This window comes from Bradyrhizobium sp. BLXBL-01 (assembly GCF_051853025.1).
Lineage (GTDB): Bacteria > Pseudomonadota > Alphaproteobacteria > Rhizobiales > Xanthobacteraceae > Bradyrhizobium.
Window position 1 is genome coordinate 302,016 of the sequence record NZ_CP182471.1, and the last position, 13,499, is coordinate 315,514.

9 protein-coding genes are annotated in these 13,499 nt (G+C 67.2%); 4 read left to right on the forward strand and 5 right to left on the reverse strand.

Annotated elements, in window-relative coordinates:
* Positions 1 to 52 precede the first annotated feature (52 nt).
* The 4 genes from trpA (at position 53) to ACNJYA_RS01475 (ending at position 4,145) form a co-directional block, all read left to right on the forward strand.
* On the forward strand, positions 53 to 889 hold the full coding sequence (gene trpA, locus ACNJYA_RS01460; RefSeq protein ID WP_172788598.1) for a tryptophan synthase subunit alpha: 837 nt from the start codon (positions 53 to 55) through the stop codon (positions 887 to 889).
* A 109-nt stretch (positions 890 to 998) separates the two neighbouring features.
* Positions 999 to 1,940: an acetyl-CoA carboxylase, carboxyltransferase subunit beta gene (gene accD, locus ACNJYA_RS01465; protein ID WP_172788597.1), complete on the forward strand. Its 942-nt coding sequence runs from the start codon at positions 999 to 1,001 to the stop codon at positions 1,938 to 1,940.
* The gene (locus ACNJYA_RS01470) at positions 1,937 to 3,280 is read left to right on the forward strand and encodes a bifunctional folylpolyglutamate synthase/dihydrofolate synthase (RefSeq protein ID WP_439365138.1); all 1,344 of its coding nucleotides are present in this window, start codon (positions 1,937 to 1,939) and stop codon (positions 3,278 to 3,280) included. The genes accD and ACNJYA_RS01470 overlap by 4 nt, the downstream gene beginning before the upstream one ends.
* A gap of 124 nt (positions 3,281 to 3,404) precedes the next feature.
* Positions 3,405 to 4,145 carry a metallophosphoesterase family protein gene (locus ACNJYA_RS01475; protein ID WP_439367563.1) on the forward strand — a complete coding sequence of 247 codons (741 nt, stop codon included), beginning with the start codon at positions 3,405 to 3,407 and terminating at the stop codon, positions 4,143 to 4,145.
* Between the two features lie 139 nt (positions 4,146 to 4,284).
* Here ACNJYA_RS01475 and ACNJYA_RS01480 read toward each other — a convergent pair whose 3' ends face one another.
* From ACNJYA_RS01480 to ACNJYA_RS01500, 5 genes are all read right to left on the reverse strand, one after another.
* Positions 4,285 to 5,292, reverse strand: a complete 1,008-nt coding sequence (locus ACNJYA_RS01480) for an ATP-dependent DNA ligase (protein ID WP_439367564.1) — start codon at positions 5,290 to 5,292, stop codon at positions 4,285 to 4,287.
* Positions 5,293 to 5,449: 157 nt separating this feature from the next.
* Entirely contained in the window at positions 5,450 to 5,770 is a 321-nt protein-coding gene (gene trxA / locus ACNJYA_RS01485) for a thioredoxin (protein ID WP_008540017.1), read from the reverse strand.
* A 70-nt stretch (positions 5,771 to 5,840) separates the two neighbouring features.
* A complete protein-coding gene (addA, locus tag ACNJYA_RS01490; RefSeq protein WP_439365139.1) occupies positions 5,841 to 9,350 on the reverse strand; it encodes a double-strand break repair helicase AddA in 3,510 nt (1,169 codons plus the stop codon).
* The gene (addB, locus tag ACNJYA_RS01495) at positions 9,344 to 12,490 is read right to left on the reverse strand and encodes a double-strand break repair protein AddB (RefSeq protein ID WP_439365140.1); all 3,147 of its coding nucleotides are present in this window, start codon (positions 12,488 to 12,490) and stop codon (positions 9,344 to 9,346) included. Before addB ends, addA begins: the two co-directional genes overlap by 7 nt.
* A 214-nt stretch (positions 12,491 to 12,704) precedes the next feature.
* On the reverse strand, positions 12,705 to 13,427 hold the full coding sequence (locus tag ACNJYA_RS01500; protein WP_172788593.1) for a nucleotidyltransferase family protein: 723 nt from the start codon (positions 13,425 to 13,427) through the stop codon (positions 12,705 to 12,707).
* Positions 13,428 to 13,499 lie beyond the last annotated feature (72 nt).

Sequence of the window (13,499 nt, forward strand, 5' to 3'; positions counted from 1 at the left end):
GCAGCCGACCTCTCCCCGGTGGGGAGAGGTATAGCACAGCGGCCGCCGCACTATGACCACGCGTATCGATACCCGTTTCGCCGATCTGAAAAGCCAAGGCCGCGCGGCCTTTGTCACCTATGTGATGGCCGGCGATCCCGATCCGGCGACATCGCTCGAGATCGTCAAGGCGCTGCCGAAGTCCGGCGCCGACGTCATCGAACTCGGCATTCCCTTCACCGATCCGATGGCGGATGGTCCCTCGATCCAGGCTGCAGGCCTGCGTGCGCTCAAGATCGGCATGACCTTGAAGAAGACGCTGGAGCTGGTGCGCGACTTCCGCAAGGACGACAATGTCACGCCGCTGGTGCTGATGGGCTATTACAATCCGATCTACATCTACGGCGTCGACAAGTTTCTGGCCGATGCCAAGACGGCCGGCGTCGACGGCCTGATCATCGTCGATCTGCCGCCGGAGGAAGACGACGAGCTCTGCATTCCCGCGCTGAAGGCGGGGCTGAACTTCATTCGCCTGGCGACCCCGACCACCGACGACAAGCGCCTGCCCGCGGTGCTCGCGAACACATCAGGCTTTGTCTATTACGTCTCGATCGCCGGCATCACCGGTGCAGCAGCGGCGGACGCCAATGCCGTCGGCGAAGCTGTCGCGCGCATCAAGCGGCATACCAGGCTGCCGATCTGCGTCGGTTTCGGCATCCGCACGCCGGAGGCAGCGCGCGCCATTGCCGAGAAGGCGGATGGTTCGGTGGTCGGTACCGCGCTGGTCGATGCGCTCAAGAACAGCCTCGATGCCGAGGGGCGGGCGACCGCCAAAACCGTTAACGCCGTCGCCGAGCTGACGGCCGCCCTGGCCCAGGGCGTCAAGGGCGCACAGCAGGCGGCGGAATAGGCCATAATTCCGCTGTTGGGACGGGCGACACGGCGGCTTGCCGGGCAGATGTCCGGCCGCCATATATCCTTCAGGCGATTCCCAGCGGGATCGCACATCGGAGCAAACCATGAACTGGCTTACCAATGTGGTCCGGCCGAAGATCCGCAACATGCTGCGGCGGGAGACGCCGGAGAACCTGTGGATCAAGTGCCCGGATTCCGGACAGCTCGTGTTCTACAAGGACGTCGAGGCCAACCAGTTCGTCATCCCCGGCTCGAACTACCACATGCGCATGGGCGCGGTGGCGCGTCTCAAGTCGATCTTCGACAACGAGACCTGGTTCGACGTCGCACTGCCCGAGGTCACGCCTGACCCGCTCAAGTTCCGCGACGAGAAGAAATATGTCGACCGCATCAAGGATGCGCGGGCGCGGACCAATCTGAACGACGCGGTCAAGGTCGGCTATGGCAAGCTCGAAGGCGCCGCCGTCGTCGTCGCCGTGCAGGATTTCGACTTCATGGGCGGCTCGCTCGGCATGGCCGCGGGCGAAGCCATCGTGCGCGGGATGGAGCTCGCGGTCGAGAAGAGGTCCCCGTTCATCGTGTTCGCGGCGAGCGGCGGCGCGCGCATGCAGGAAGGCATTTTGTCCTTGATGCAGATGCCGCGCACCACCGTTGCGGTGCAGATGCTGCGCGAGGCAAAGCTGCCCTACATCGTCGTGCTGACCAATCCGACCACCGGCGGGGTCACCGCGTCCTATGCGATGCTCGGCGACGTGCAGATCGCCGAGCCCGGCGCGCTGATCGGTTTTGCCGGCGCGCGCGTGATCGAGCAGACCATCCGCGAGAAGCTGCCTGAAGGTTTCCAGCGCGCCGAGTACCTCAAGGAGCACGGCATGGTCGACATGGTCGTTCATCGCCACGAGCTGCGCCCGACGCTGGCGCGGCTCTGCCGCCTCTTGACCAAGGCGCCGGCGCAGGAAGGTGCATCGAAGTCCGTGCAGCCGGTCGCAAGCCCGGCGCAGATCGTATCGGCCGCCGAGACGGCGCCGGCTGCGCCGCACGCGTGAACGCTTCCCCTGACCGTGCAAAGACACCGCTCGACGAAGTGATCGGGCGGCTGTCGGCCCTGCATCAGAAGCGCATCGATCTCGGCCTGGAGCGGATGCACCGCCTGCTCGAGCGGCTCGGCCACCCCGAACGCAAGCTGCCGCCGGTGATCCACATCGCCGGCACCAACGGCAAGGGCTCGACGCTCGCCTATCTGCGCGCGACGCTGGAGGCTTCAGGCTTGCGCGTCCACGCCTATACCTCGCCCTATCTCGTCCGCATCAACGAATGTTTTCGCCTTGGCCGCGTCGGCGGCGGTGTGCTCGTCGGTGACGACGAGCTGCGTGCCGCGCTGGAAGAAGTCGAACGCGTCAATGCCGGTGAGGCCGCGACCTTGTTCGAGTTGAAGACGGCGGCCGCCTTCCAGCTGTTCGCGCAGAACCCGGCCGAAATCGTGCTGCTCGAAGTCGGCCTCGGCGGCCGGCTCGATTCGACCAATGTGGTCGATCAGCCTGCGGCCTGCGTGATCACGCCCGTCAGCATGGATCACATGGATTTCCTCGGCGAGACGCTGGCCTCGATTGCCGGCGAGAAGGCCGCGATCATCAAGCGCGGCGTGCCCGTGATTTGCGCCGAGCAGATGCCGGAGGCGATGGCCGTGATCGAAGCGCAGGCGAGGCGCATGCGTGCGCCGCTGTTTGCCGCCAACGAGAGCTGGCACGTCAATGTCGAGCGCGGACGTCTGGTCTATTCCGACGACCGCGGCTTGATGGACCTGCCGGCACCGCGTCTGTTCGGCCGCCACCAATTCGCCAATGCCGGGCTCGCGATCGCGACGCTGCGCGCGCTTCCGGACCTGAAGGTCAACCACGCCGCGTTCGAGGCCGGCATCCTCAGTGCCGAATGGCCGGCGCGGATGCAGCGCCTCACCTCGGGCGAGCTGCTGTCCTGGGGTCCGCAGGGCTCGGAGATCTGGCTCGATGGCGGCCACAATGCCGAAGGTGGCCGCGTGGCAGCGGCGGCGGTCGGCGATCTCGAGGAGCGGGTGTCGCGGCCGCTGGTGATCATCGCCGGCATGATGGCCAACAAGGATGCGCAGGGCTTCCTCGCCAATTTCGCCGGCCTCACCCGTCACATCATCGCAGTGCCGATCCCCGACATCGAGAATGCGATGCCGGTCGACCGTCTCGCCGATGCCGCGCGCAGCCTCGGCATGCGCGTCGAGCCCGCCCCTGGCGTCGAAGCCGCTTTGCGCGCCCTGGCGCAGCTCGCCTACGAGCTGCCGCCGCGCATCCTGATCACCGGTTCGCTGTATCTCGCCGGCCACGTGCTGGCGATCAACGGCACGCCTCCTGCATGAATTCTCGTGTCCCGGACGCGCGAAGCGCGAGCCGGGACCCAGAAATGCCGCAACATGGGCCCCGGCTCTGCAGCGCACCACTGCGTGCTGCACTGCGTCCGGGGCACGAGAGTGAGAAATGCCAATGCGCTTTGCCGCGATTGCCGACATCCACGGAAACTACCTCGCGCTTGAGGCCGTGCTCGCCGACATCCGCGCGCTCGGCATCGCCGACATCGTCAATCTCGGCGACATGCTGAGTGGCCCGCTCGATGCGCGCCGCACCATCGAGATCCTGATGCCGCTCGACGCCGTGCACGTGCTCGGCAATCACGACCGTTACTTGCTCGACCGTTCGCCGGAGAAGATGGGCTCGTGGGATCGTCCGGCTCATGCGCAGCTCGATGCCGCCCACCTCGATTGGCTGCGCGCGCAGCCGATGACGCGGGTCTTCCGCGAGCAGGTGTTCCTTTGCCATGCGACGCCCGGCAGCGATGAGGTGTACTGGCTCGACACCGTCCATCCCGACGGCGCGGTGGCGCTGTCGCCGCTCGACCGCATCGAGCAGCTCGCGCAAGGCATCACGCAATCGCTGATCCTGTGCGCCCACACCCATCTCGCCCGCGCGGTGCGCCTGCGCGACGGCCGGCTGATCGTCAATCCCGGCAGCGTCGGCAGCCCCGGCTATCGCGACAAGCATCCGGTCCCGCATGTCGTCGAAGCCGGCACGCCGCACGCGCGCTATGCGATCCTCGAACGCATCGATGGTGCCTGGCAGGTGACCTTCCGGCACGTCGCCTACGATCACGAGGTCATGGCCGCGCTGGCGCGGCGCAACGGTCAGCCGGAGCTGGCGAACGCGCTGGCGACGGGGTGGATCAAGTAGAACCTCTCGTGTCCCGGACAAGGCGCATCGCGCAAGCGATGAGCCGCAGAGCCGAGACCCAGAATGCCGCAACATGGGCCCCGGCTCTGCAGCGCATCGCTGAAGAGGCGCTGCGCTACGTCCGGGGCACGAGACCACGTCACTTCAACAGCTTCATCGGATCGGCCGCCTTCTGCTTCAGCTGCTCGAAGGTGCATTGCCGCGGCGCCTTGTCGGGACGCCAGCGCAGGATCGAGGTGCCGTGGCGAAAACGCTCGCCGCTGAGATGGTCGTAGCAGACCTCGATCACCAGCTTCGGCTTCAGCGGACACCACTTTGCCGAACGCTCGGTCGACCAGCGGCTCGGCCCGCCCGGCGCGTTGCCGGTGAAGCCGGGCTCGCCGATCAGCGCTTCGAGCCGATCGGTCAGAGAAGGCTTCGCCTCAGCCTTGATCGCCGAAGTGAAGCCGACATGGTGCAGCAGGCCGTCATCGTCGTAGAGCCCGAGCAGCAGCGAGCCGACGACGTTCCGGCCGGCGATCTTGTTGGTGGCATAGCGGAAGCCGCCGACCACGCAATCGGCGCTGCGAAATTTCTTGATCTTCTGCATGCCATCGCGATTTCCGCCCTGGTAGGGCAGGTCGATCCGCTTGGCGATGACGCCGTCCGAGCCGCCGCCGGATTGCGCCAGCCATTTGTTTGCCGTGGCGTAGCTCATCGTCGTCGGCGAGAGACGGAAGAGGCTGCCCCTGAGATTGGCTTTCGCAAAGACTTCCAGCGCCGGCCGGCGCTCGCGCAGCGTCTTCTCGGCCAGACCTTTCTCTCTGGATGTCGCGAGCAGATCGAAGATGAGGTAGAGCGCCGGTGTCTCCTGCGAGAGCTTCTTCACGCGGCTTGCCGCCGGATGAATGCGTTGCAGCAGCGCGTCGAAGGAAAAGCTCTTGCCGTGCGGCACGACGATCTCGCCGTCGAGCGTGAAGCGGTCGGCCTTCAGCTCCAAGGCCGCGGCGACGACTTCCGGGAAATAGCGCGCGAGGTCCTCGCCGGATTTGGAGCGCAGATCGACGTTGCTGCCGTTGCGCGCCAGCAGGCAGCGAAAGCCGTCCCATTTCGGCTCGTACTGCCACTCCTTGCCGCGCGGGATCGCGTCGACCGAACGCGCCTCCATCGCCACGAGAGACGTGGGCTTGCGGTCGCGCTTACGGGGAGGAGCAGGCAAGGGCGGGACTCGTCATACGCTGAACACGTCCCATCAACGCAAAACGGCCGGCTTTCGCCGGCCGTTGTCGAAAATAATCTTGCGCCAATAATCCTGCGCCAGTGGATCAGACCGCAGAGGTGATCCACTGCTGCAGCTTCGCCTTGGGCGCAGCGCCGACCTGGCGCGAGGCCATCTCGCCGCCCTTGAAGATCATCAGGGTCGGGATCGACATCACGCCGTACTTGGAGGCGGTCTTCGGGCTCTCGTCGACATTGAGCTTGACGATCTTGACCTTGTCGCCCATCGCGCCGGCGATCTCGTCGAGCGCGGGTGCAATCATGCGGCAGGGGCCGCACCATTCGGCCCAGAAATCGACGACCACGGGGCCGTTCGCCTTGAGCACTTCGGCTTCGAAATCGGCGTCGGAAACCTTGCTAACGGCCATTGGGATTACCTCACTCGGTTGAAAGAGAATCGGCGCGACCTGGAATCGCGCCCGGGATCATGCGGTCAACCTATGAACGGCCCCTTGCCGGGTCAAGGACGCTCACACCGAGATGAAGGGATGCCAGCGCCGCGTCCAGCGCGGGGGCCGAAATCTCCATGTATTCAAGGGCCTCGGTCCAGAGCAGGACGGCCCTAACCGGCTTTTGGGGATAAAGCTGCGACAGCACCGCCCGGTACAGCGCCAGCTGGCGGACATAGGCGGCGGGCGCCTCGCCGGCGCTCTTGGGTGGGCTCTGGTTGGTCTTGAAGTCGACGATCAGGACCTCCTCGGGGCGCACGACCAGCCGGTCGATCTGCCCCGATATCAGGGCCGGGGTGCGGCCCGGCCGCTCCAGCCGGCCGGCAATGGCCACCTCCGCCCGGCTGCCGGCGGCAAAGACCGGCGCAAAGCGCGGGTCCGTGATCAAAGCGAGCACCTTGTCGGCCAGTGCGATGCGGTCGGGCTCCGGCCAGTCCGAGGCGTTGCGCGCCATGAAGGCGAGCGCGGCCTCGCGCCGGCGCTCGCTGGCGATCTCGGGCAGCGATTGCAGCAAACGGTGAACAAGCGTGCCGCGTTGCAGCGCCAGCGCGCGCGACTGCACCGATTCGCCCGGTCGGACGCTGCGGCCCTCCTCGGCAGACTGGCCCGAGGGGCGCACGGAATCCTCGTCGATGGTCTCGCGCGGCGCCGGTGTCCGCAGCCAGTCCGGCAGCGCGATGGTCTGGTGCACCGAGGTCGCCGGCGCGCCCAGCGCCGCGGCATCCTCCGGGCGTGCGAACCGGGTCACCTTGCCGAGCGGCGTCTCGATCACCTGCTTGTCCAGGCCCGAGCCTTTGAGCCCGGTGTCGACGAGGTCGTACCAGCTCAGCTTGCGCACCGTCTTCATATTGCCGGGCATGCAGCCGCCGACGATCAGCCGGTCGGCCGCGCGCGTCATCGCGACATAGAGCAGGCGGCGATATTCGTCCTCGGTCTCCTCCAGCATTGCCTTGCGCGCCTCGGCGACGGGTTTGGGATCATCAGCTTTGCGGCCGGCCCAGACCACGACCTCGCCGCCATTGCCGCGCGGCACATGGATCAGCCGCAGCCGCTGCGAGTCCGCGGGCGAGGACGTGGTGTCGACCATGAACACGACCGAGGCCTCCAGGCCCTTGGCGCCGTGCACGGTCATCACCCGCACCTCGTCGCGCGAGATCTCCATGTCGCGCTTCACCTCGGTGTCGGCCGAGCGCAGCCAGGCCATGAAGCCCTGCAGCGAGGCCGGCGCCTTGCGCTCGTAGTTCAGCGCGAGCTCCAGGAATTCGTCGAGCGCGTCATTGGCCTCGTGGCCGAGCCGACGCAGGATGCGGGCGCGTCCGCCGTCGCCGCCCAGCAGCCAGGCGTAGAACGCGAACGGCGTCTCGTCTCGGGCGCGGATCTCGCAGGCTTCGAGGCGTCGCAGCGCCGTGGCGAATGTCTCGCTTGTGGCCGCATGCTCGCCGAGCGCGCGGCGCAGCGAGCCCTTGCGGTCGTGGGCAAGCGTGAACAAATCGTCGTCATCGAGACCGAACAGCGGGCTCTTCAGCGCCACCGCGAGCGCAAGATCGTCCTGCGGCAGCAGCAGCGCGTCGGCAAGGTTCATCAGGTCGATGATGGCGATGTGCTCGGTGAGCTTGAGTCGGTCGGCACCGGCGACCGGAATGCCGGCGTGCTTCAGTGCCTGGATCACGGCGTCGAATGCATTGCCGCGCCGGCGCACCAGGATCAGCATGTCGCCATAGCGCAGGGGACGACGCTCGCCCTCGTGCCCTGTCAGCGTGCCACCTTCGACCAGCCGCTTGATCTCGGCCTGGATGCGTCGGGAAAGCTTGACCTCGGGGCTGGTCACGGCGACGCCGTCGAACGGCGCGCGCCAGCCCTCGATCTCCTGCCGATCGTCGGCCTCCGCAAGGTCCCACAGCTCGATCACGCTCGGGCCGGCATCGCTGAGCGCGTTGTGCAGGGGATGGCCGATCTCCACCGAGTGGATGCTCTTGTAGATCGCGGGATCGCGGAAGACGTGGTCGACCGAATGCAGGATTGTCGCACCCGAGCGGAACGAATAGGTGAAGGCGACCGGATCGAATTTCAGCCCGGCCGCTGTGAACTTGCGATGCAGCTCGCGCCGTCGTGCGTCGAACTCGTGGGGAGCCGCGCCCTGGAACGAGAAGATCGACTGCTTCTCGTCGCCGACGGCGAAGATGGTGCGGTTCAGCCCCTCGCGCGCGCCTTCGCCGGCGGTGAACTCGGAAATGATGTGCGCGACGATGTCCCATTGCCGCGGGCTGGTATCCTGGGCTTCGTCGATCAACACGTGATCGACGCCGCGGTCGAGCTTGTAATGCACCCAGCCCGAGGCGATGCGGTCCAGCATCGCCAGCGTCTTGTCGATGAGGTCGTCGTAGTCGAGCAGGCCGCGCTCCTGCTTCTCGCGGCGGTAATTCGCGGCGGCCGCGGTCGCGATATGCAGCAGGGCCGCGGTGCGGTCGCGAACCGTCACGGCGCGACGCTTCTCGATCAGCCCTGCAAGGCGCTGCGCCTCGGCTTCGAACAGGCGGGCCACGGACGGATTGTGATCGCAGAACTTCTTGGTCAGCACCGCCTTGCGCGGCAGCTTGTCGTCGGTGAGAAACACGGACAGATAGGCATCGACCTGGTCGCTGCCGGAAAACACCTTGGCGGCGCGCAGCCGCGCTGCCTGGTCATTGTCGGATTTGCTGCCGTCCTCCAGCGCGAAGGCAATGTCGTCCCAGCGCGCGCGCGGCAGGAACGGGCCATCGAGAATCTCCGTCTCGACGGCCTCGATCCGATCGCTCGTGTCGACGCCCAGCACCGAAGCCATCTGCGCGGCAGCGGCTTCCGCGTTGCCGGCCTCGTCGGTCCAGGCCATGAAATGATCGCGGCTGAGGCACGCCTCGCGCACGACCTCCTTGAAGGTGACATCGGCGGCGCTCGCCATCGCCGTCAGCAGCGCGCGGCCGGTGACGCTGTCAGGATCACGCGCGGCCTCCAGCAGCACCTTCAGATTGGCGCGCTCCATCATGTCGGTCTGGTCGCGCTCGTCGATCACGGCAAAGCGCGCGGGAACGTTGGCCTCGAACGGAAATTGCTGGAGCAGGCGGGTGCACAGCGCGTGGATGGTCTGCACCTTCAGCCCGCCCGGCGTCTCCAGCGCGCAGGCGAACAGCTTTCGCGCTTCACGGCACAGCTTTGCGTTGGGGTGCGGAATGCCAACTGCGATAATCGCCTTCTTGAGCGCATCATCGTCCAGCGTCACCCAATGACCGAGCGTGGTGAACACGCGCTCGGCCATGTTGGCGGCGGCGGCCTTGGTGAAGGTGATGCAGAGGATTTTTTCCGGCGGCACGCCCGACAGCAAGAGGCGGATCACGCGCTGCACCAGCACATGCGTCTTGCCCGAGCCCGCATTGGCCGAGACGAAGGCCGATGCAGTCGGATCGGAGGCACGCGCCTGCCGCGCGCGCACCTCGTCAGGGATGGGACGCGGCGCCTTCACCATTCCTCGATCCCCAATCCGCCGGCCGCGGACCATTCCTTGATCCGGGCAAGGTCGTCATAGGTGCCGTAGCGGTTCGCCCACATCGGCAGGTTCAGCGAGGTATAGGGCTGGTTCTCGTCCTCGAAGGCGCGGATCAGCGCTTCCAGCTTGGCTCGCGCTTCTGCGGCCGCGGTGTCCGGCGGCTGCGGCTCGTCGCCCGGCTTGAACTTGAGCTCGAGGATGCGCTCCTCGCCCGGCGGGTTGTTGCCGCTGAGGCGGACATAGACGAGCTGGCTCACGGAGGCGCCGGCGTCGATATCAGGGAAGCCGCCCTCGCGCAGGATCGCAGCTTCCAGCGTCAGCTGCGGCGACAGGCCCATGCGGACCTGCTTGCCGGTTGGCGGCTGACCGGTCTTGTAGTCGAGGATGGCATAGAAGCCGCCCTGGCGGCGCTCGATGCGGTCGGCGCGCGCCGAGAGGCGGAAGCTGCGCTGAGGATCAAGCATGATCGAGATCTCGCCACGGGTCTCCGCGACGATCGCCTCGATCGCCTCGCGCCGCGCCGTCTCCCATTCGCCGAACCAGCGCGCGATGCGCTGGAAGCGCGGCCACCACAGCGCCCTTGCCTCGGGCCGCTCCATCAGCGGCGCAAAATGCTTCTCGCCGATCGCGCGCAGCATCCGCGCGGGATCGTCCGGCAGACGCGTCGCATAGCTTTCCGTGAATTCGCCGATGGCATCGTGAATCGCCGAACCGCGATCGGCGGCCGAGAGCGGCATGTCGACGGGATCGAGCGCATCGAGCCGCAAGATACGTTTGGCGTAGATCGTGTAGGGATCGCGCAGCCAATCTTCGATCTCGGTGACGGACATCTTGAGCGGCCGTGTCGCGCGCGGCGGCCGGGGCTCGGGCTGCTTGATCGGTTTCACCTCGGCGGGCTGGTCGAGCGCCGCAGCGAACTGCACGTATGTCTCACCGCCGCGAATGGCCGCCTTCCAGAGCTCGTCGCCGGCCACCGCCTCCAGCCGATGCAGGAAGCGCGAGGCCACCGCCGGCGCGCCGCCGGCCTTGGCGGCGTGGGTGAGGATCACCTCGTCGCCACCGAGCAATTGCGCGAAGTCATGGGCGGAGAGGCCGATACGGCGTTCCGGCAGATCGAGGCCGAGCTCGTGCCGCATCGGCCGGCTGAGCCAGGGATCGATGCGCGGCGCCGGCGGCCAGACACCTTCGATCAGGCCGCCGATGATGACGCGGTCGGCCTGCATCAGGCGCGATTCCAGGGGGCCGTAGATCTGCAAGCGTGCGCCCGGCCTGTCGCGCCGCCGCACCGCGCGATCGCCGAACGCGGTCTGGAAGACGTCCGCGTAGTCCGCTAGCTGCACCAGCAATCCGCTGGTTGTGCCGCCGCGCAGGAGATCGTCGAACGCGCCGGCGAGCGCAAGACCATCGCGATCCTCGAAGGCGAGCGGGATGCCCTGCTCGTCGCGCGACAGCTCGATCATGATCTCGCGATGCCGATGCGCGAGCTCGGCGAAGTCGTAGGGCCTCGCGGGCGGCAGGCTCTCGATCGGCGCCAAGGCTTTTTGCAGGGCATCGACCAGAGCCTGGATGCGATCGAGATCCTCGGCTTTCAGGCGCGCCCGCGGCTCGGCGCGATGCAGCGCGGAGACCTCGCTGCGCCACAGCTTCGCCAGCTCCTCGCGGAAGCGGTTGAATTCGCGCAGGAGGCCGGCCGTGCCCGCAGGCGGCCGCGTGCCGCGCAGCACCGCGAGCTCCAGGCTCTCGATTGCCATCTTCCACGCGCCCGGCGCGCGGCCGAGCCGGCACAGTGGATGCTTCAGCATCGCCAGCAGCGTCGGCGGCTCCAGGCCCTTGGTCGCCGCCTCTGCCGCGAGGCGCGCAAACGAGCCGGCGGAGGTTTCCATCAGCACGTCGCCGCCGGAATCGTCGAAGGCGAGATCCCATCGCGTCAGCGCCGCCATCACCCGCCGCGCCAGCGCGCGGTCGGGCGTCACCAGCGCCGCGGATTTGTCGAGATGGCGCGCCTCGCGCATCGCGATGGCGATGGCGAGCGCTTCCATCTCGGGATTGGGCGCTTCGACCACCGCGAGGTTCTGCATGCCGCCCGCGATCTTCGCGGCGACATCAGGCTGCTTCAGCCGGTCGTGCCAGACCTCGGTCTTGGCGGACGGCCGCATCGATTCCGATGCAAGGATGTCGCGGCCGCCCTCGGCTGGCGGGTGGAGAATCTCGACGTCGCTGCGCTTGATGCCAAAGCGATCGAGCAGCGCATGCATCGCATATTGCGGATGGTTCGACGCCGGATGCTCCGCGAACTTGCCAAGCGAGTCGCGCACGCCGCCGATGCTGCGCCAGGCGTCGTCGTCGAGATCGGTGTCGAGGCCCGGCAGCACCACGGCGCCATGCGGCAGCAATGCGACCGCGCGCAGGAATTTTGCCGTGGCCGGCATCGATCCGGTCGAGCCGGCCGCGATCACGGGGCCATGCGGATGCGCGGTCAGCCGTTTGGCTTCCGCTTCGATCAGTTGGTCGCGCCGCGCCGCGGGCTCGATCCGCTTGATCTCGGCGAGATGAGCGGGCCAGGCGATGCGGGCGATGCGCAGGAATTCGAGCGAGTGCTGCCAGTAGCGGTCGAGGTTGTCAGGCACCAGCCCATCGAGCGCGCTCCAGTCGACGCCGCGCGTCACCATGTCGTCGATCAGGCGCGCGAGATCGGAAGCCAGCGCCAGCGTCGAGGCGGGGCCGCCGACCACCAGCGGCGCCAGCACCGGGCCCTTGGCCCAGGCGGCGACGAGCTGCGCCAGCGTCAGCCGCCGTTCGAGCTCGCCCAGGCGCGGCGGAATGTCGAGCGGCGCGGTCCCGGAAAACTGTTCGCTCTCGCCCGCGAAAGCGAGCTCGTCCTCGTCGATATCGCCGAGCGCGACGATGCGCGGCAGCACCACGGCATCCGCCTTCATCTCGTTGAGGAAGATCTCGCGGACGACGCGCATCGCGCGCCGCGTCGGCAGATACAGCGTGGCGTCCGCCAGCCGCGCCGGTTCCTTGCGCGCCTCGAACCCCTCGACCAGCCGCCCATCGAGCAGGGCCGTGACGACCGTGCGCAGGAACGGAACTGAGATGGGAACGCTGAAAACGCGCATGGGCTGCCTGATTCGAAGGATCAGGCAATATAGGGAGACGGGGTCAAATGGTCATGGGTATGGGCGAGTAGTCCCCGCTGTTCGTGCGACCAGCACAGGTCTCGTAGGGTGGGCAAAGCGAAGCGTGCCCACGCATTTTTTGCGGTCGACAGAGATGGTGGGCACGGCGCAAGGGCGCCTTTGCCCACCCTACGGCACCGTGCCTGGAGCGCCCCTACGCCACGCTCTCCAAAAACGCCTCTTCCGCGGCGTGCACGGCATCGGGCGTGCCGACATGCATCCAGACGCCGTCGAGGCGCAGGCCGAACAGCCGTTCCTGCTCGTTGGCGCGATCGAACATTTTCGTCAGCGAGAATTCGCCCTTGGGCGCGTCGGCAAAGATCGCCGGCGACATGATCGCCGCGCCGGCATAGACGAACGGAACGACCTCCTTCTCCTTGCGCTTGCGCAAGGCGCCGTCCGGCAGCATGCCGTAATCGCCGCGGCCGCCATAGCCGATGCTGGTCGCGGTCGGCGCCATCAGGAGCAGGATGTCCATGCGATCAGGATCGAAGTTTTCGGCGAGCCGCGTCAGGTTCGAGCGCACGCCGTCGATCCACAGCGTGTCGGAATTGACATGGAAGAACGGCGCATCGCCGAGCAGCGGCAGCGCCTTGACGACGCCGCCGCCGGTGCCGAGCACCTGGTCGCGTTCGTCCGAGATAGTGACATGCGGAAGCTGACGCGATGCGACGTGGTCGATGATCTGGTCCGGCAGGTAATGCACGTTGACCACCGCCTCAGTCACGCCGGCCTGGCCGAGCTTGTCGAGCACGTGGTCGAGCAGGGGCTGGCCCGCGACCGGCACCATCGGCTTCGGCATCCTGTCCGTCAGGGGGCGCATGCGCAGGCCAAATCCTGCGGCGAGCACCATGGCTTTGGTCGGTTTGACGGACATCCTTCGCCTTCTCAGACCTTTCGCGTTCGCAGCAATCCTAACACGAGGCTCGATCTGCCGCACCGCATCTCG

What these genes read in the sequence shown, in the direction of transcription:
- trpA (WP_172788598.1), top strand. Translation starts at nt 53, where the DNA reads ATGACCACGCGTATCGATACCCGTTTCGCCGATCTGAAAAGCCAAGGC.
- accD (WP_172788597.1), top strand. Translation starts at nt 999, where the DNA reads ATGAACTGGCTTACCAATGTGGTCCGGCCGAAGATCCGCAACATGCTG.
- ACNJYA_RS01475 (WP_439367563.1), top strand. Translation starts at nt 3,405, where the DNA reads ATGCGCTTTGCCGCGATTGCCGACATCCACGGAAACTACCTCGCGCTT.
- ACNJYA_RS01480 (WP_439367564.1), bottom strand. Translation starts at nt 5,292, where the DNA reads ATGGAGGCGCGTTCGGTCGACGCGATCCCGCGCGGCAAGGAGTGGCAG.
- trxA (WP_008540017.1), bottom strand. Translation starts at nt 5,770, where the DNA reads ATGGCCGTTAGCAAGGTTTCCGACGCCGATTTCGAAGCCGAAGTGCTC.
- addA (WP_439365139.1), bottom strand. Translation starts at nt 9,350, where the DNA reads ATGGTGAAGGCGCCGCGTCCCATCCCTGACGAGGTGCGCGCGCGGCAG.
- addB (WP_439365140.1), bottom strand. Translation starts at nt 12,490, where the DNA reads ATGCGCGTTTTCAGCGTTCCCATCTCAGTTCCGTTCCTGCGCACGGTC.
- ACNJYA_RS01500 (WP_172788593.1), bottom strand. Translation starts at nt 13,427, where the DNA reads ATGTCCGTCAAACCGACCAAAGCCATGGTGCTCGCCGCAGGATTTGGC.